Source organism: Dermacoccus sp. GAS27A (assembly GCF_044909235.1).
GTDB classification, from domain to species: Bacteria; Actinomycetota; Actinomycetes; order Actinomycetales; family Dermatophilaceae; genus Dermacoccus; species Dermacoccus nishinomiyaensis.
On record NZ_JBIYDW010000012.1, the window covers coordinates 78,665 to 96,895 of the forward strand.

Here is an 18,231-nt window from a genome sequence, read left to right on the forward strand (position 1 = left end):
GGGAACACACGATTGCTCGAGCGAGACACGCAACCTGCGTGGGGGTTCATGCGTCCTCATACCGAGACCATCGTTCACGGAGAGGGGAAGTCGATGTTTGCGCCAGCCTTCATGTGCCCACACGCGCACCGCGTCACGACCTCCGCAACCGACGCCATGCCCACCCGCGGCCATGCCGAGAAGCCCAGCACAGCTGCCGGCATCCTCGCGCGCCACACCGCGAGCGAATGGATCGGCACGCAGGGCGAACAGCTGCGCCTGCGCGTCGTCGTCGAACATGTCACCGCCGCGCGACGCACGTTCACCTACGTGCTGCGCGTCGAGGGCACGAACGATCTCCTCGAGTGGTCGACTCAGCGCCGTTACGGCATCACCGAGGGTGAACGACTCGCCCTGTCCGGCCTCGTCAAGGCCCGCACCACCCCCGACGCCACGCGCGTCACGGTGCTCCGCGACTGCTTCAACCCCTTGAGGATGACGTGATCTCCCTCCCCGTGACCATTCCGCGCATCGTGCGCGGCCAAGACCGCAAAGACGCCGACCAGCGCTACTCCGGCGTCGCCGCCGGCCCCGCCGAACGAGGCTCCGGCACGACGACGTCCGTCGCGTTCCTCGCCGACGTGGGCACCACCGTCGACGTCATCGCCCGCGTCGCCGGCACCACCCCGCCACGTGACGGCGACACCGCCGACGTCGTGCGCCACTGCTTCCGAACCGTCGACGACGGCCTCGCCCTGTGCTGCCCGCTGCCCGCCACCGAACACCTGCGCCTCGGCTCCGTCATCCGCGTGCGCGGCGACGTCACCGAGCAGCGCACCCAGGGCAGCAACCACGTCACCGAGATCCGAGCCGATGAGCTCGACCTGCTCGGGTGACGCCGCCCTTCCACTGACGGGCCACGCGCGAACCTGACGGCCCGCCTCATCCGCGCGGCTCGACCACGCTCGCCGGTGGGGCCACGCGCGAGAAATCTCGCACCCCCACCCGACCGTCACGACACAGCACACACCACGACGCCGGTGGGTGCCACCCGAGATTCGGGTGGCACCCACCGGCGTCGTCGTCAGTGCCCGGTCAACGGCCCCTGACGTGAGGTCGAGGTGACGTCAGTGCGCCGTCACTTCACGACCACGTCGTCGAAGACGAACGACGTCTGCGAGACCGAGTCCTCCGACGCGGTGAACTTGAGCGTCACCGTCTTGCCGGCGAAGGCCGACAGGTCGACCGTCTTCGCTACATAACCGCTCGCCGCGTCGAGGTTCGAGAAGGTCGACACCGTGCTCGTCGTCGTGCCGTTGATGACCTGGACCTTCGCGGTGTCGTACTTCGTGGAACGCGTCGTCTCGGCCGTGTCGACGTGCACGTAGTACGTCAGCTTGCCGCTCGCCGGCACCTTCACCGACTGCTGTTCGTACTCGGTGCTCGTCGAGCCGTTGCCGCCGAGCCACATCTTCCACGAACCGCCGTGTGCGGCCTCGCCAGCGTTGTTCGTGATGGGGCCGTCCGTGCCCGTCCAGCCCGTCTGACCCGCTTCGAAGTCACCGTTCGTCACCGCGTTGGTGCCGGGCGTCGGGGTGGGGGTGGGCGTCGGGGTCGGGGTCGTCGACGTCGAGCACGCAGCGGTGCCCTTGGGGACGTTGATGGCGTTGAACGCGCTCTCGACCGACTTGCAGACCTGGCTGGAGCCGCCGTACATCTCGACGGCCGACTTGATGGCGCCCTCACGAGCAGCCTTGTAGTTCGACGTCGACGTCAGCTTCGTCGACAGCGTGCGGTACCAGACCTTCTCGATGTCGGCGCGGCCGGCGCCCGTCACCGATGAGCTGTCGCAGGTGGAGCTGTTGTAGGAGACACCGTTGATCGTCTTCGCGCCCGAACCGTTCGAGGCGAGGAAGTACCAGTGGTTGAGCGGGCCCGACGAGTAGTGCGGGTCGGCGCTGCCGACTGACGAGGAGTAGCAGTCGTAGCTCGCACCGTCCTTGCTCGGCTTGTCCATGTAGCGCAGCGGCGTGCCGTCACCGTTGATGTCGATCTCCTCGCCGAGCAGGAAGTCCGGCTTGTCGGAGGCCAGGTTCGCGTACCACTCGACGCCCGTGCCGAAGATGTCGGATGTCGCCTCGTTGAGGCCACCGGCGTCGCCCGAGTAGTCGAGACCGGCCGTGTTCTCCGTGACGCCGTGGCTCATCTCGTGGCCGGCGACGTCGAGCTCCGTCAGCGGGTTCGCATTACGGTCACCGTCGCCGTACGTCATCTGAGTGCCGTCCCAGAACGCGTTGACGTAGTTGTTGTCGTAGTGGACGCGGCTGCGCGCACCGTTGCCGTTGTTCCAGATGCCGTTGCGGCCCATGACGCTCTTGTAGTAGTCGAACGTCGTGTCCGCACCGTACTGCGCGTCGACGCCGGCGCTCTGACGGTTCGAGTTCGACCCGTCGCCCCAGACGTTGTCGGCGTCCGTCATCGTCGTGCCGTTGATCTTCTGGTTGTTCGAGTCGGTCGTGTAGTTGCCCGTGTTCGGGTTGCTCAGCTTGTACGAACCGCTCGAGCCGGAGGTGGTGAGCGTGACGTTCTTGTCGTAGATGCCGTTGCCCGTGGCGTGGGCGATCTCGTCGAACGAGGAGATGACGGCGCCGGTGTCGGCGTTGATGAACGAGCGGACGCGCGACGGCGTGCGGTCCTTCTGCATGCCGGTCGTCTTCACCATGTAGGCGAGCTGCTGCTTGCCGGCCTCGTCGACACGAATGACGAGGGTGCTGCCCGCGCCCTTGGCCGCATCGAGCCCCTCGCTCTTCTTGTGGGCCTTGGCGGCCGCAAGGCCCTTGGCCTCACCGGTGGCCTTGGGGATGGCGGGTGCGGTGTCGACGGTGATGGCGCCGTCGAACATGCCGTCGTGGCCGGTGACCTTGCCGGAGGCGTCACGGTGGATGACGAGGTCGCCACCGACGACGGGGATGCCCTTGAAGGTGCGGTCGACGCGCACGTGCGTCGAGCCGTCGGTGTCCTTGAGCACGTCCTTGATCTTGAAGGCGTTGTCGGCGCTGAGACCGACGGCCTTGACGAGCGCCGCCGACTGCGACTGGGCGGAGCCGACGAGGCTCGAATGCGCCGATGCCGACTGGAACGACGCCTGCCGCGTCGCCGGGGAGTCGGCGGAGGCGCTCTGAGCGACGGCGGGGACGAGCGAGAAGGAGCAGGCCGCAGCGAAGGCGACGGTGAGGGTGGTGCGCTTCATGAGAATCGGTGTCTCCTCTGAGCGACCGGGGCGTGGGGCTCCGGCGGTGGGGGGGTGGGGTGACTCGTCAGCCCAAGGACTGTGAGTCAAGTCATGTATAGCCCACGCGAGGGGTCGAATGGAGAGTTGACGCACAATTTTTTCTCAGTTCACCGACAGGGAGAGGCAGCGATATGCGAGAAAACCGGGGTTTGCTTGTGCACCTCCGCCACACCTGGGCATTCGCAACCTGGATGTGACATTTGTTGACAAGCTCTGGACATGACAAGAACGCAGGCTTTCTGCCTGCGTTCTTGACCTGAGGAGGGCTTTCCCGGCTCGAACCCGCCGGGCGGTGGCTCAGCCGCGAACCCCGTCCGCTCGCTCGGTGGCTTGACGTTCCGCCGCGCGGATCGCCGCGTAGGAGATACCGGCGCACAGCATGCCGAGCAGCGCGCCGATGATGACATCGCTGAGGTGGTGCATGCCGCGGTACAGGCGCGCGAAGCCGACGCAGAACGGGAAGACGAAGCAGACGACCTGGACGATGCGGCGCGCGAGCACGTTCGGGATGCGCTGTGCGAGCAGCATGATGCTCCAGAACAACGCGAACGACGCCGCGGTGTGCCCGCTCGGAAAGCTGGACGTCGGCGGCGCGTGCGGGTCGAGGCGCTCGGCCTCGGGGCGCGGACGGTTGACGATCTTCGTCACCGGCACGAAGACACTCGCCTCGAGGCTGATCGCGAGGACCGGCAGGATGGCGAGCCACCACTTGCGCGTCAGCACGAGGATGACGAGCGCGACGACGACCGACCCGCCGATCGTGAACCACGTGTCGTTGATCGTCGAGACGGTCTTGGAGATCGGGTTGAGCGAGGCGGTGCGCCACCCGGCGACATCCCGCGAGAGCGTGTCCTCGGCCGGGATCTCGTCGAACACGTTCATGATGATCTTGCCGATGGCGACGAGCACCCCGAACGCCACGAGAGCCGGCAGGACAGCGCGCTTCAGGATGGAGACGAGCACCTCCTTGGGCGTCGGGCGGGCTGACGCCTCGCGCCCACCGTCGTGATGGCCGGGGTGAGCGGTGGTCACGAATCCTCCTCGAGGTGGCCCTTCGGCCGATGGCTGAAACCGAGATACGACGCGGACGACAGGCCCAGCGCGAGCAGGACGCCCGCCGTCACGTCGCTCGGGAAGTGGACGCCGAGGAAGATGCGATCGAGCATCGTCAGGACGACGACGAGCACCCCCACCGCCACCGCTGCGGCGCGGGTGAGCGGGGGCCAGCGCCGCACGAGCGGCCACGCCATGATGAGGCACGTCGTCACCATCATCGCGACGTTGAACGCGTGGCCGCTGGGAAAGCTGTAGCCCGGCGCATGGCTGACGGGGTCGGCGATGACGGGGCGCGCCCGCTCGACGACGAGCTTGACCTGCAGGCCGAGGTTCCAGCCGACGAGCATCGTCACGACGCCCCAGATCGTGCGGGCCCGGAAGCCGCGCAGCCACGTCCAGACGGCGACGGGAATCGCGTAGAGGTAGACCATCGTCGGGTGGAACGCGGACTGCCACCCGATCAATGCGTCCTCGAACCCGGGGTGTGCGCGCGTGACGTCGGTGGCCGCGACGACGACTCGCTCGTCGAGGTCGACGATCGGAGCGAAGTGGCGCGTGACGAGCAGCGCGAGCACCGCGACGGGCAAGCACAGGACGGCCGCTACGACGACACCGCGCAGCAGCCGCGGCCCCACCGCCCGCGCGAGGCTTCTGAACCTCACCGAACCCCGCGATCTCGGCCCTCTCGGCGCTGCGGCAGACATGCCTCATACCGTACTTCGTTCGGTCGCAACACGATCAGCGCTCTTGGGCCGATCTCAGGGGTGGCGGGGTGGGACGTCGCCCGATGGATCAAGCGGGGCCGCGCAGGTCGAGCGGGGGCGTGATGGCGAACCGCTCACAGACGGCGCACAGGGGCGCCACGCGGGCAGCAAAGCGCCGGCCGCGAGAGTCGTCGTCATCACCGGGCGCATCGGCGCCGAGACTGCGACGGAGGGATCCGCGATGACCACCACCACACCGACGCGCCTGCTGCGATCGCGCCGCGACGGCCGTCGGGCCCGCGAGCTGCCGGGGGGTGCCACCCCGCACTCCGCGGCGGCACCCCCACGGCGTCAGGACCGGCTGCGGCGCCTCGTGCGCGGCGCCGATGACGACCCGAACTGGGCGCGACCGGCGCTGTTCGCGCTGCTGACGCTGGCCGTCGTCGTGTACGGCTGGAACCTGACGAACTCCGGCTACGCGAACGAGTTCTACGCTGCCGCAGCGAAATCGGCGTCGAAGGACTGGAAGGCGTGGCTGTTCGGTTCGCTCGACTCGAGCAACGCGATCACCGTCGACAAGCCCCCGGCCTCCTTGTGGGTCATGGGGCTGTCCGCGCGGATCTTCGGCTTCTCGTCGTTCTCGCTGCTGCTGCCGCAGGCGCTCATGGGCGTCGGCACCGTCGGCCTGACGTACGGCGCGGTGCGCCGCTGGTCGGGGCACGCGGCGGGCCTGCTCGCCGGGTTGATCGTGACGATGACGCCCGTCGCGGCGCTCATGTTCCGCTTCGACAACCCCGACGCGATGCTCGTCCTGCTCATGACGGCCGCCGCGTACTGCGTCGTGCGCGCCATCGAGGTGAGCGGACGTGACGAGCCGACGACGACGCGGCGCGGGCGGGTTCGCTCCGCCTCGGCTACCGCACTGCGGTGGATGGTCGGCGCGGGACTGCTCATCGGCTTCGCGTTCCTGACGAAGATGCTGCAGGGCCTGCTCGTCCTGCCCGGCCTCGGTCTCGCCTACCTCGTGGCGGCACGCTTCTCGCTGGGCACGCGCATCAAGCACCTCGCGGCGGCGCTCGTCAGCGTCATCGTCGGCGCCGGATGGTTCGTGGCGCTCGTCGCGGCCTGGCCGGCCGGCGCCCGCCCCTACATCGGCGGCTCGACGAACAACTCCGAATGGGAACTCGCGCTCGGCTACAACGGCCTCGGCCGCATCCTCGGCGGCGACGGCAACGCCGGGGGCGGTGGCGGCGCCGGCGCCGGCGGTGGTGGATTCGGTGGCACCGCAGGGCTGTTCCGCATGTTCAACAGCCAGTTCGCCGGCGAGATCTCGTGGTTGCTGCCCGCGTCCCTCGTGCTGCTCGTGGCAGGCCTCATCGCTCGTCGTCGTGCACCGCGCACCGATCTCGTGCGCGCGTCACTCGTGTTGTGGGGCGGCTGGCTCGTCGTGACGATGCTGTGCCTGTCGTTCATGAAGGGCACCGTGCACTCCTATTACGCCGTGGCGCTCGCGCCGGCCGTCGCCGCGTGCATCGCCGTCGGTGGTCGTGAGGTCTTCGCGCGACGCTCGTCGCTGCTGTGGCGCGTCGTGCTCGGCGCGGCGATCTGCGTCAGCGGTGTCTGGAGCTTCCGGGTGCTGACGACGCCCGCGTCCGGCTGGATGCCGTGGCTCAAGTGGGTCTGCGCGATCGCTGCGGTGCTCGGGGCGATGACGTTCGTCGCCGCGCCGGCATGGGGTGCGCGTGCGCGCCGCGTCGCCGTCACCGGCCTCGTCGTCGGGGTGCTCGGCGGCCTCGGTGGGACGTCGGCGTACACGTTCGCGACGATGGCGAGCGGCCACAACGGCTCGATGCCGACTGCTGGCCCTGCCCTTGCCGGAGCACGCGGCGGCATGGGGTCGATGGGCTCGGCTCCCGGCGGCGCCCAGGGTGCGCCTGGTGGTTCGACGGGTTCTGCTGGCCCGGCTGGTTCTGGGACGACCGGCTCGTCGGGTGCGGCGGGTCAGGCTCCGTCGGGCACCAAGCCGTCGGGTACGGCTCCTTCGGGTGCAGCTCCGTCGAGTGGCAGCTCGGGCTCAGCTTCCGGCGCGGCGTCGAGTGGCGGTTCGGCGGCCTCGTCCGGCTCGTCGAGCGAGGCCGGGGCATCGGGTTCGACGACGGGTACGCAGCGTTCCGTGGGTTCCGCCGGCGCGCAGGGCGGTTCGACGTCCAACGCGGCGTTGGTGAAGTTGCTCGACGCGACGAACTCGAAGTGGTCCGCGGCCGTCATCGGCGATCAGAGTGCAGCCGGGTACATCCTGAGCAGCGACACGGCCGTCATGTCGATCGGCGGCTGGAGCGGCAGTGACGACAACGTCACGCTCGCGCAGTTCCAGCAGTACGTGAAGAACGGCGACATCACGTACTTCATCGCCGGCGGTGGCATGGGCGGCGGCCCGGGTGGCAACTCCGGCTCGGGCGCGCAGATCACCGCCTGGGTCAAGGCGCACTACAAGGCCACGACGGTCGGTGGCGTCACCGTCTACGACCTGACGAAGGCGACGAGCTGACGCCGGCCCGGCGGCTGCGCGATCCCGAAGCCGCCGGGTGACCGTCTCTCGAATGTGAGCGTCGTCCTGGTCGAACATGAGCGACATGAAGCTCGTTTTCGGCCAGGGCGCTCACATTCGTGGTGCCGAGCTGGGCAAGGCCAGCTCCTGGCCTTGGCCCGGGACGCGGTGGCGCCCTGCCCGCTCGGCCCGCCGTCCTTGTCATACTGACCGGCGTGAGTTCTGCTGCCGCACCGACCGCTTCCTCGTCCACGCCGTCGCGGTTGCGTCCGGCACAGACACTGCTCGTCGGGACGATGCTGTTCGGGTTGTTCTTCGGCGCCGGCAACCTCATCTTCCCCGTGCAGATGGGTCGCGAAGCCGGCTCGCACACCACGCTCGCGACGATCGGGTTCCTCATCACCGCGACGGGCCTGCCCGTCCTCGGCGTCACCGCCTCCGCCCTGTCGGGCACGCGCAACGTCCGCGAACTCGCGGCGCGCGTCGACCCACGCTTCGCCGTCGTCTTCACGTGCCTGCTGTACCTGACGATCGGGCCGGCATTCGCGATCCCGCGCACCGCGTCCGTCTCGTACGAGATCGGCCTCGCCGAATCGGTGCCCGCCGGCGCACAGACATGGGCGCTGCTCGCATTCACCGCGATCTTCTTCGCCCTCACCGCGGCCGCGGCGCTGCGTCCCGGCAAGCTGATCGACTGGGTCGGGCGTTACCTCACCCCCGGATTCCTCGTGCTGCTCGGCGCGCTCATCGTCGCCGCCTTCGTGAAACCGATGACGCACGACGTCACCGCCGCCCCCAAGGGCCCGTACGCGGACGGCCCCGTCACCCGCGGCTTCCTCGACGGCTACAACACGATGGACGCCCTCGCCTCCCTCGCGTTCAGCATCGTCATCATCGACGCGGTACGCCGCCTCGGCATCACGAGCCCGCGACGCATCGCCGTCGAGACCGCGAAGAGCGGCATCGTCAGCGTCCTCGGAATGGCGGCCATCTACGCCTCGCTCGCATGGATGGGTGCGACGTCGATCGGCGTCATCACCGCCGACAACGGCGGCACCGCGCTGGCCGGCATCTCCCGACACTTCTTCGGCTCGTTCGGGCAGGTGCTCATCGCCGCGATCGTGCTCGTCGCGTGCCTCAAGACCTCGATCGGCCTCGTCACGGCCTGCGCGGAGATGTTTGCCGAGATGTTCCCCCGCCTCGGGTACCGCGCGTGGGCACTGACGTTCACGGGCGCCTCGTTCGCAGTGTCGAACATCGGCCTCAGCGCAATCATCTCCTGGTCGACGCCGCTGCTCATGTTCCTCTACCCGCTCGCGATCGCGCTCATCCTGCTCGGCCTCGCGTCGCCGTGGCTGAAGGGCCGACGCAGCATCCTCGTCGGTGTCGTCGCGTGCGTCGGCGTCGCGGCGCTCTTCGACCTGCTCGCCGCGCTGCCGTCAGCACCGGCGGGCCGCGACGCTCTCGTCGACGGCGCGCGCACCGTCCTGCCATGGTTCGAGAACGGCTTCGGCTGGGTCGTCCCCGGCCTGCTCGGACTCGTCGGTGGCGCGATCGTCAGCCGGGTGCGGCACGAGGGCTGACGCTGACGCCATACGACGCATGACATGCGACGTCAACCGCCGCGCCGCCGGCTCGGGGCGCACCGCCGTCAGCGTCGATGTTTCACGTGAAACGCCGTCAGCCGACCGTGATGATCCGAAGGCCGACCGCCAGCACGATCGCGTTGTAGAAGAAGCTCAGCGCCGAGTGCACGAGGACGTGCGCGTCGAAGTGACGTTGACGGCCGACGTCGCGAAGACGTACAGCAGGATCAGCTCGCCGAGCAGCATGGTGGCGTGGATGGCTATTCCCGCCCAGATCTTCGCCGTCGTCACCCGCCCAGAGTGGGTGGCGCGCGCCACCGCGCGTACACGAACGTCACTCACCCCTTCCGATGGGTGCTGCCGGGGGATGCTCATCCGTGGAAGGGTGGACGCATGACTCTTGCTCCCGCCCTGCGCCACCACGTCGCCGACCTGCTCGCCGCCGTCAGCCCCGACGCGCCGACCCTGTGCGAGGGATGGACCGCGCGCGACCTCGCCGCCCACCTCGTCATCCGTGATCGCCGCCCGGACGCGATGCCCGGTATCTTCATCCCCGCCTTCGCCGGTCACACCGAGAAGGTGCAGGACGCGCGCTCGAAGAAGCCCTACGCAACCCTCGTCGACGAGGTGCGCAGCGGGCCGGGCAAATTGAGTCCGATGCAGGTGCCGGCCATCAATGAGCGCGTCAACCTCGTCGAGTACGCGACGCACGCCGAAGATGTCCGGCGCGCACAGCCCACCGACGTGCAGGCGACGATGCCGCCGCTGCCCGAGGGCACCGAGGACGCCGTGTGGTCATCGCTGACCACGATGGGCAAGCTGCTCGTGCGCTCCTCGCCCGTCGGCGTGACGCTGCGCGCCCCGCAGCGCGGCGACGTCGAACTGAAGAAACCGACCGACGCGGGCGCCGTGGTGCTCGCCGGCTCGCCCGTCGACCTCATGATGCACCTCAGCGGTCGCTGCGAGCGCTCGGGCGTCAGCGTCGAAGGCCCTGATGCGGCCGTCGCGGCGTTCTCGAAGACCAAGCTCGGGATGTGACGTGCGGCGCGGGCGACGTCGCAGCCGCCCGCGCGCCGCTCAGTCCGCCGTCACGGTACGCAGGTAGCGGCCGAAGTGCGGCACGGTGAAGGCGATCCGTCCGCGTTCGCCGGAGTACACGAGCCCCTTCTTCATGAGTGAATCCCTCGCGGGAGAAAGTGATTGGGGCTTACGTCCGAGCACCTCGGCGACGAGAGACGTCGGCACCGATTCGATGTCGTCGAGCCCCGGCGTCTCCCCCGACTCGTCGGCGGCTGCGGCGTCGGCGACACGCTGCGCGGCGTCCGCCATCGCTCGCAGGTACTCGCGCTCACCGGGCGTCGCGCGCTCGTAGCGTGAGCCGAAGAACCCGACACCGAGCTCGGCCTCGGCCTCGGGGACGGCAACCGCCACGTCCTCCGCGGTGATCGGCGAGCCGGGCGCGAGATCCCACACCGTCGCGCCGTACGCCTGGATGAAGTAGGGGTAACCGCCCGTCGCGGCGTACATCGCCTCGAGGGCGTCGTCGGTGAACTCGGCGTCCTCGTCCTGCGCGGGGCCTTGCAGCGCCTTGAACGCGGCATCCCTAGGCAGACGATCGATGCGCGCGTATCGGAACAGCCGCTCCGAATACGACTTCTGCGCCGACAGCACCGCCGGAAGATGCGGCAGGCCGGCACCGACGACGATGACGGGCAGCGAACTCTGCGACATCTCGTGGCACGCCGCGCACAGCGCCGACACGTCCTCGGGGTCGAGATCCTGCATCTCGTCGATGAAGATGGCGACGCCCTTGCCGACGTCCGCCGCGAGGCCGCCGACGTCCGTCAGCAACTCGACGAGGTCGATCTCGATGTCACCCGAATCCGCACGGCCTGGAACGGCGGGGGCGTCGATGCCCGGGTTCCAGCGATCACGCAGCTTGGCCTTGGGGTCGACGTCGCGCTGCGCGAAGCTCTTGATGACGCCGAGGACGTGGTCGACGTCGTCGTCCTGCGGGTGGCCAAGTTCGCGCACGGCCGTGTGCAGCGCTGACGCCAGAGGTCGGCGCAGGCGCTGATCGGGGCGTGCTTCGAACTTGCCGGTGCCCCAGTGCGCGCGCACTGCGCCCGACCGGAGGGTGTTGAGCAGCACCGTCTTGCCGACGCCGCGCAGGCCGATGAGGACGATCGAACGTTCGGGTCGGCCCTTCGCGATGCGGGCGACGACGACGTCGAACGTGCTGATCTGTTCGTCGCGCCCGGCGAGCTCGGGCGGACGCTGGCCGGCACCGGGCGCGTACGGATTGCGGATCGGATCCATGCGCCCACGGTATTGGGCTTTCTACCGTTCACGGCAGATGGACACGCCGCGGCACAGTCCCCCAACGTTTCACCAGGTTCTGCCGAGCGACATGCGATTCATGTCACAAGGTTGAGACCGCAGAGGCGCACCATCGTCCGGCAGTGTCGAAGTCATCCGGGACACAGAGGTCCGGCGCCCCACCCCTTGACGAACCTGGGGGAGAATCATGCAAGACATAGGCGGGACCAGCAACGAAAAAAACTCATCAAGTCCGGCCTGAGCCTGGCCGAGGAGATCATCAAGCTCATTGCCTTCCTCGGCGGCTGAGCGTCCACCTCACGCACGAGTGCCCGCCTCCTTCGTGAAGACGGGCACTCCGTGTCGTTCGGGCGGCCAGGGGGCCTCAGCGCAGCTGCGTCACCGCGAACTGCATCGGCGGCGAGGCGATGGCCTCCTGGGCGTCGACGAGCAGGATCTCGCGCGAACCGGCGTCGTGAGTGCGCTCCATCACCGCGAAGATCGACGACGCCGTCGCGGCGAGCGCCTCGGCGGGGCTCGACGTCATGAGGCGCGCCACGAAGATCGCGGCTGTCGCGTCACCCGAACCGGCGACGTACATGGGTAGCAGCGGGGTCGTGACGATCCACGCCCCCTCGTCACTGACGACGGCCATCTGCACCGAGTCGGCGGGCGTCTCGTCCGTCTGCACCGAGGTGACGAGCACGACCTTCGGGCCGCGAGCGCGCAGGGCGTCGGCGGCGTCGAGCAGGTCGGTCACCGTCGAGACGGTGCGCCCGACGAGGAACTCCAACTCGAACTGGTTGGGCGTCAGCACGTCCGCGGCGGGCACGACGACGTCCCGCATGAATTCCGGAATGCCCTCGCGCACGTAAAAACCGCGGCCGACGTCGCCCATGACGGGGTCGGCGCAGTACAGCGCGTCGGGGTTGGCGGCCTTGACGCGCGCGACGGCGTCGACGATGACCTCCCCCATCGTCGGGGCGCCCTGGTAGCCGGACAGGACGGCGTCACAGCGCGGCAGCACGCCGCGCTCCTCGATGCCGGTGATGACGTCGCGCACCGTCTCCGGATCGAAGACCGGCCCGCGCCACTCGCCGTAGCCCGTGTGGTTGGAGAAGTGCACGGTGAACACGGGCCACACCTCGTGCCCGAGGCGCTGCAGCGGAAACACGGCCGACGAGTTACCGGCGTGGCCATAGGCCACCGACGACTGGATGGAGAGGATGTTCACCCCGACAGAGTAGCGACGCCGCCGTCAGCACCGAGTCGCCGCACCGTGCTTGCCGCGGGACGAATGCGGACGAAAATCGCAGATGTGGGACTCCTTCTCACCTCATCGTGACGCAGGGAGGTGCACCGCGAAGCTGGGTGCGCTTGGACGACCTGCAGAGCATGCACATTGTGACCATCCGCCCTGGTGTCTGAGCTTTCAAGGACGATGAGATGGTTCACGATTACCATGCAGCCGCAGGACGTCTGCTCGCCTCGGTGGTGCAGAATCCTTCGTTTCAGCCACCGCCCCTCCGTGGGTGCTGAGATCGCCAAGTCCGATGTGCGCCACGCGATGAAGAATGCACACATGTCGCGCATCGGCTTCTTGCACACGTCGCCAGTCCACGTTCTGACTTTCGACAACCTTCTGAGCGAGGTCGCCCCCGAAGCGCACCCCGTGCACGTGGTCGACGAGTCCCTTCTCACTGATGCCCGCGCGAATGGTCCACAGTCGGTCGCTGACCGCGTCGAGGCTCAGCTGCGCAGCCTGAAAGATCGGGGCGTAGAGCTGATCTGTTGCACGTGCTCAACCCTTGGGAGCGTTGCTGAGCAGAGCGAACCTGGAGTGCCGGTCTTCAGAGTGGACCGGCCCATGGCTGCCCGCGCCTTACAGGCCGGGCGCAGAATCGCCGTCATCGCAGCCCTTGACTCCACTCTCGCGCCCACGCTGGCGCTGCTTGAAGAAGAAGCCAGCGCGGCAGATCACGAAGTTGAGACCACGCCGATCGTGGCGAAGGGCGCCTGGGACATGTTCGAAGCCGGGGACCAGGCGGGATACGTCGAATGCGTCGCACGAACCGCCCGGGCCGCGGCGCCGACCGCAGATGTCGTCATCTTGGCTCAAGCCAGCATGGCCCCGGCGGAAGCGTTGCTCACCGACCTGCCCACCCCTGTCTTCAGCTCACCACGTCCCGCAGTGGAGTACCTCGCTGCCCGGCAGTAGCTCGTAGCGGGGACCGCCAGCGTCGGATTTGTGAGCCGGATGGTCGTGCTCACAGATTCGTTGAGCTACACCTCAACATCTCGGGCTGGCACCTGACCGCTGCTGTAGCAGAAACGGTGGGTTGAGCTACCGAGCTGCCTCGGTGGTGCAGAACCCTTCGTTTGAGCTACGCCTAGCGGTAGGCGCTTCAGGACAGTGTCAGGAACAGCTTCTCCAACGTCTTCGCGTCCTCGCCCTCGACGCTGCCCTTCGTCGCCAGGCATTGCTGCAGGCCCGAGGAGAGGATCGCGAAACCGGCGCGATCGAGAGCGCGACTCGTCGCCGCGAGCTGGGTGACGACGCTCTGGCAATCGCCGCCCTCTTCGATGAGGCGGATGACACCCCCCAGCTGACCCTGGGCGCGCTTGAGCCGGTTGACCACCGGAGCCATGTCGTCGGCAGAGAGTTCCACACCGATGCCTTTCCACTCGATTTGCGATGAAGCCCCCACCCTACTTGATACCCCCGGGGGTATGCGAGTATGGTGGCGAACAGATACCCCCGGGGGTATGTTTTCAGCCCAGTACGCACGAGGAGAACGCCATGGCCACGATCATCCCCATCGACACGAAGACACTCGGCGATCGTTCCTACCTGGCCCACGACGGTGAGGTCGCTCTCGTCGTCGACCCGCAGCGTGACATCGACCGCGTCATCGATCTCGCCGAGCGTGAAGGGGTGCGGATCACTCATGTGTTCGAGACGCACATTCACAACGACTACGTCACCGGCGGCCGCGCGCTGGCCGACGCGACGGGCGCCGCGTACCACGTCAACGTGGCCGACCCGGTGCGTTTCGAACGCGTCGGAGTGGACGACGGTGACGTCATCACGGTCTCGCCCGCGCTGGCGGTCACCGTCATGGCGACCCCCGGACACACGTTCACGCACCTGTCGTACGCGCTCGATTCGCACGACGAGCGGGTGGGCATCTTCTCCGGCGGCTCCCTGCTGTTCGGCTCGACGGGCCGCCCCGACCTGCTCGGCCCCGAGCACACCGACGCTCTGGTGCACCACCAGTACGCCTCGGCGCACCGCATCGCCGATGAGGTGCCCGACGACGCCGCCGTTCTGCCCACCCACGGATTCGGCAGCTTCTGCTCGGCGACCCAGTCGGACGCCGACTCCTCGACCATCGGGGCGGAGAAGCGCACCAACCCCGCTTTGATGGAGGACGAGCAGACCTGGGTCGAGCAGATTCTCGCCGGGCTCGAGGCATGGCCCGCCTACTACGCCCACATGGGCCCGGCCAACCTCGACGCGCCCGCCACGGCCCCCGACCTCAGCGAGCCCGCCACGGCTGACGCCGATGCCATCCGCGCCGCACTCGAGGCCGGCGAATGGGTCGTCGACCTGCGCAACCGGCAGGCGTACGCGAAGGGCCACGTCAAGCAGGCCCTCAACTTCGGCATCGACGGCCAGTTCGCCACCTACCTCGGGTGGCTCATCCCGTGGGGCACGCCACTGACCCTCCTGGGCGACAGCCGCGAGCAGGTCGCTGAGGCGCAGCGTGAGCTCGTGCGCATCGGCATCGAACGCCCCCAGGCCGCCGCCACCGGCACACCGCAGGACTGGACGAGTGGTGAACTCGGTTCGTTCGAGCGCGCCACGTTCGCCGACCTCGCGCAGGTGCGTCACCACCGTGACGTCGTCGTCCTCGACGTGCGACGCGACAGCGAGTACGCGAGCGGCCACATCGACGGTGCGATCAACGTGCCGCTGCACGAGATCATCACCCGCGTCGGCGAGGTGCCCGCCGGCGAGGTGTGGGTGCACTGCGCTGGTGGGTACCGCGCCTCGATCGCGGCGTCCGTGCTCGACGCCGCCGGGCGTCACGTCGTCGCCGTCGACGACGCGTTCGACAACGCCCGCGAGACGTCGCTGGCCATCGTCGACGGCAGCGAGGCCTGAGCGTCATGCTCATCGCCGTCGTCGCCGGAATCGTCGTCGGCCTGCTCGTCGGCGGGCTCGGCGGCGGGGGCGCCATCCTCACGGTGCCCGTCCTCGTCTACGCGCTCGACAAGAGCCCGCACGAGGCGACGACGAGTTCGCTCGTCATCGTCGGCATCAGCTCCCTCGTCGGCCTGTGGAGCCACCACCGCGCAGGCACTGTGCAGTGGGGCCAGGGCGCGCTCTTCGGACTCGTCGGCATCGGCGGCGCCTACCTCGGCACCCGGGCCTCGCGCGGCGTCGACGGCAATCTACTGCTCACTCTGTTCGCGGCGCTGCTCGTCGTCGTCGCCACGGTGATGATCATGCGGGCACGACGCGAACGCGACAACACCGCCTGCGTGTCGAGACCGTTGCGCGACGAGAACGGGGGGCACACCTTCGCCCTGGTCAAGGTGGCCCTGGCTGGTACCGGCGTCGGCCTGCTCACCGGCTTCTTCGGCGTCGGCGGCGGGTTCGCCATCGTTCCCGCCCTCACCTTGGCCCTCGGGTACTGCATGCCGTATGCGGTGGGCACGTCCCTGCTCGTCGTCGTCATCAACAGCGCCACCTCGTTGCTGTTCCACTCTGCTGACGGCGCGGATCTAGAATGGGATGTCGTGGTGCCGTTCGCCGCCACCGCCGTCATCGGAGCCGCGCTCGGCGGCCGGCTCGCACAGCGCATCCCGAAGAGGATGCTGCAGCTCGGGTTTGCCGTCTTCTTGATGTGCGTCGCCGCGTACACCGCGTGGCGCGCCCTGCCCCAACTCCTGTGACCCTCGCGTCCGATCCCCGATCCCCCGGCGACCGCTGGTCGCAGCCGCCGATCCACCACTCAAGGAGATTTCTCATGGCCCTGGCAAACCGCCTCACCCCCGCCGAGCTCGCTGACGCCGTCACGGCCGGCGATACACTGCTGCTCGACGTGCGCACCCCCGCCGAGTACGGCACGGCGCGCATCCCCGGTTCGATCAACGTGCCGGTCGATCTGATCGAGAAGAACGCCACCGCGATCGGCGCCGGCATCAACCGCGACGCCGTTCTCATCTGTCGCATGGGCCCACGCGCCGAACGCGCCGAACAGGCCCTGGCCAAGGTCGGGGTGCCGCACACGAGCGTCCTCGTCGGCGGTTTCGAGGCCTGGCGCGACGCCGGTCATGACGTCGAGTTCGGCCAGGCCCGCTGGGATCTGGAGCGTCAGGTGCGCCTCGTCGCCGGTTCGCTCGTGGCCACGGGCGTACTCGCCAGCACCGTCGTACCGAAGGCGAAGTGGCTGTCCGGTGCTGTGGGCGGCGGCCTGATGTTCGCCGCGCTGTCGAACACCTGCGCCATGGGCACCATGCTCTCGAAACTGCCTTACAACCGCAGCACGGGCACTCCGAGCGTCTCCGGTGTTCGCAAACAACTCTCATGAGACGCGCCACGCACCGCGTCGCACCTACCCCGAAGGGGCATCCATGAAGGAAACCCTGTTCCACTCCATCGTCACCATCACCGAGCCGAGTGGCACTCACGCCCATCAACTGCTGTGGCCCCCGTCGGGGGCGGCGCGGCACCGTTGATGGAAGCACACCGCCCTGAAGCTGATGTGATGCCCCGAGGCGTGGCCTGGATCAAGTCGCCCGCGGCCGACGTCGACCCCCAGAAGCGAGCAGTGATCCTGGAAAGCGGCGCTCAGGTGGGGTAGGACACCCAAGCCGTCGTCCCCGGCCTACAACTCCACCTGGACAGCGTCGAGGTGATGATCAGCGCCCTCGAGTAGGTAGCAGCCGTCCTCGAGATCCCCGCCGAAATGGGCGGGGCGTCATGAAACGACGTGAGGGTCTGTCGCATTGAAGAAGAAATTCCAAAGGAGGAATGGGTGCGACGTGAACTTCGAGCAACCATCGCAGTGTGCGGAAAGCACCGATCTGCACGATATCCTGGCCGTTGATGGTGACTGTGCCACGGCCATTCACGCTCACTGGGTGGGAGAGGGATGTGGTGCAGCCACTGACCCAGCTCAGCGGGGGCACGGTGATGGTTCCATTCACCGGTGCGGGAATCGCGACCTGAAGCTTGGCGAAGTAGCGATAGTACGTGGCGCCGTTGTAGGAGTAGGTTTTCGAGTCTTGCTGCACCGCGGACCCGTTTCCTGTTGTTGTGCGCGACGGATGTTCCTGGCGCAGCTCAAACGACGGACTCTGCTCGACGCTCCGCACTGGGCAATCAGCCATGGCGAACGGCTAGATGTGGCGGCCAGGCAGCGAATCATGTGGCTCAAACGAAGGTTTTGTGCACGATCAACTCCGTGCCGTGGCGTGCATCTGGGGTGGGTGGTGTGCATGCACACTCGCCGCGAGTGGGGGTGTTCTCCAAACCCCAGTGTCGGCCGGTGGTAGCCGACACGTGTTGGTAGCGTCACAGCCATCCACGTGGCACGTTCTAACCGTCGCGCTTGGAACCAACATCCTCACGCTGCGCCAACTAGATGTGATGACCAGCCAGGTTGTCCAACCGGGTGATGGGCGCGACTCTGCCGATGGCTGAGTGGGGCCGGTGGTGGTTGTACTGGTGGATCC

General features: G+C 68.2%; 16 protein-coding genes. 9 read left to right on the forward strand and 7 right to left on the reverse strand.

Annotation, left to right across the window (positions count from 1 at the left end; translation table 11 throughout):
• The first annotated feature begins 93 nt into the window (after positions 1-93).
• Together ABH936_RS12560 and ABH936_RS12565 are read left to right on the forward strand one after the other, a co-directional pair.
• Complete coding sequence (locus ABH936_RS12560; protein WP_404603410.1) at positions 94-483, forward strand: hypothetical protein; 390 nt, start codon at positions 94-96, stop codon at positions 481-483.
• On the forward strand, positions 480-875 hold the full coding sequence (locus ABH936_RS12565; protein ID WP_038566480.1) for a hypothetical protein: 396 nt from the start codon (positions 480-482) through the stop codon (positions 873-875). Before ABH936_RS12560 ends, ABH936_RS12565 begins: the two co-directional genes overlap by 4 nt.
• Positions 876-1,117: 242 nt before the next feature.
• Here ABH936_RS12565 and ABH936_RS12570 read toward each other — a convergent pair whose 3' ends face one another.
• The 3 genes from ABH936_RS12570 to ABH936_RS12580 all read right to left on the reverse strand — a co-directional run bounded on the left by ABH936_RS12570 (position 1,118) and on the right by ABH936_RS12580 (position 4,989).
• Positions 1,118-3,229 carry a M4 family metallopeptidase gene (locus tag ABH936_RS12570; RefSeq protein WP_404603411.1) on the reverse strand — a complete coding sequence of 704 codons (2,112 nt, stop codon included), beginning with the start codon at positions 3,227-3,229 and terminating at the stop codon, positions 1,118-1,120.
• 339 nt (positions 3,230-3,568) lie between these two features.
• A complete protein-coding gene (locus ABH936_RS12575; RefSeq protein ID WP_404603412.1) occupies positions 3,569-4,303 on the reverse strand; it encodes a phosphatase PAP2 family protein in 735 nt (244 codons plus the stop codon).
• Positions 4,300-4,989, reverse strand: coding sequence for a phosphatase PAP2 family protein (locus ABH936_RS12580; RefSeq protein ID WP_404603413.1), 690 nt, complete (start codon positions 4,987-4,989; stop codon positions 4,300-4,302). The genes ABH936_RS12575 and ABH936_RS12580 overlap by 4 nt, the downstream gene beginning before the upstream one ends.
• Before the next feature lie 283 nt (positions 4,990-5,272).
• On the opposite strand from ABH936_RS12580, the gene ABH936_RS12585 reads away from it, so the two are divergent.
• A complete protein-coding gene (locus ABH936_RS12585) occupies positions 5,273-7,579 on the forward strand; it encodes an ArnT family glycosyltransferase (protein ID WP_404603414.1) in 2,307 nt (768 codons plus the stop codon).
• Between the two features lie 215 nt (positions 7,580-7,794).
• The gene (gene brnQ, locus ABH936_RS12590; protein ID WP_150112699.1) at positions 7,795-9,162 is read left to right on the forward strand and encodes a branched-chain amino acid transport system II carrier protein; all 1,368 of its coding nucleotides are present in this window, start codon (positions 7,795-7,797) and stop codon (positions 9,160-9,162) included.
• Between the two features lie 156 nt (positions 9,163-9,318).
• Here the strand turns inward: brnQ and ABH936_RS12595 are convergent, their stop codons facing one another.
• The gene (locus ABH936_RS12595) at positions 9,319-9,507 is read right to left on the reverse strand and encodes a hypothetical protein (RefSeq protein ID WP_131940292.1); all 189 of its coding nucleotides are present in this window, start codon (positions 9,505-9,507) and stop codon (positions 9,319-9,321) included.
• 51 nt (positions 9,508-9,558) lie between these two features.
• On the opposite strand from ABH936_RS12595, the gene ABH936_RS12600 reads away from it, so the two are divergent.
• On the forward strand, positions 9,559-10,203 hold the full coding sequence (locus tag ABH936_RS12600) for a TIGR03085 family metal-binding protein (protein WP_038566472.1): 645 nt from the start codon (positions 9,559-9,561) through the stop codon (positions 10,201-10,203).
• 39 nt (positions 10,204-10,242) lie between these two features.
• Here ABH936_RS12600 and ABH936_RS12605 read toward each other — a convergent pair whose 3' ends face one another.
• Together ABH936_RS12605 and pdxY are read right to left on the reverse strand one after the other, a co-directional pair.
• Entirely contained in the window at positions 10,243-11,484 is a 1,242-nt protein-coding gene (locus tag ABH936_RS12605; RefSeq protein WP_006943525.1) for an ATP-binding protein, read from the reverse strand.
• A 385-nt stretch (positions 11,485-11,869) separates the two neighbouring features.
• The gene (pdxY, locus tag ABH936_RS12610) at positions 11,870-12,718 is read right to left on the reverse strand and encodes a pyridoxal kinase PdxY (protein ID WP_006943528.1); all 849 of its coding nucleotides are present in this window, start codon (positions 12,716-12,718) and stop codon (positions 11,870-11,872) included.
• A 348-nt stretch (positions 12,719-13,066) separates the two neighbouring features.
• Between pdxY and ABH936_RS12615 the strand changes: the two genes are divergently transcribed.
• Positions 13,067-13,702, forward strand: a complete 636-nt coding sequence (locus ABH936_RS12615) for an aspartate/glutamate racemase family protein (protein WP_404603415.1) — start codon at positions 13,067-13,069, stop codon at positions 13,700-13,702.
• A 187-nt stretch (positions 13,703-13,889) separates the two neighbouring features.
• Here ABH936_RS12615 and ABH936_RS12620 read toward each other — a convergent pair whose 3' ends face one another.
• Positions 13,890-14,153: a metal-sensitive transcriptional regulator gene (locus ABH936_RS12620; RefSeq protein ID WP_006943555.1), complete on the reverse strand. Its 264-nt coding sequence runs from the start codon at positions 14,151-14,153 to the stop codon at positions 13,890-13,892.
• Between the two features lie 131 nt (positions 14,154-14,284).
• Here ABH936_RS12620 and ABH936_RS12625 point away from each other — a divergent pair, with 131 nt between their 5' ends.
• The 3 genes from ABH936_RS12625 (at position 14,285) to ABH936_RS12635 (ending at position 17,084) form a co-directional block, all read left to right on the forward strand.
• Positions 14,285-15,652 (forward strand): MBL fold metallo-hydrolase, encoded by a 1,368-nt coding sequence (locus tag ABH936_RS12625; protein ID WP_281711363.1) that lies wholly within the window; start codon positions 14,285-14,287, stop codon positions 15,650-15,652.
• 5 nt (positions 15,653-15,657) lie between these two features.
• A complete protein-coding gene (locus ABH936_RS12630) occupies positions 15,658-16,446 on the forward strand; it encodes a sulfite exporter TauE/SafE family protein (protein ID WP_404603416.1) in 789 nt (262 codons plus the stop codon).
• Between the two features lie 74 nt (positions 16,447-16,520).
• Positions 16,521-17,084: a rhodanese-like domain-containing protein gene (locus ABH936_RS12635; protein WP_115296710.1), complete on the forward strand. Its 564-nt coding sequence runs from the start codon at positions 16,521-16,523 to the stop codon at positions 17,082-17,084.
• Positions 17,085-18,231: the final 1,147 nt, after the last annotated feature.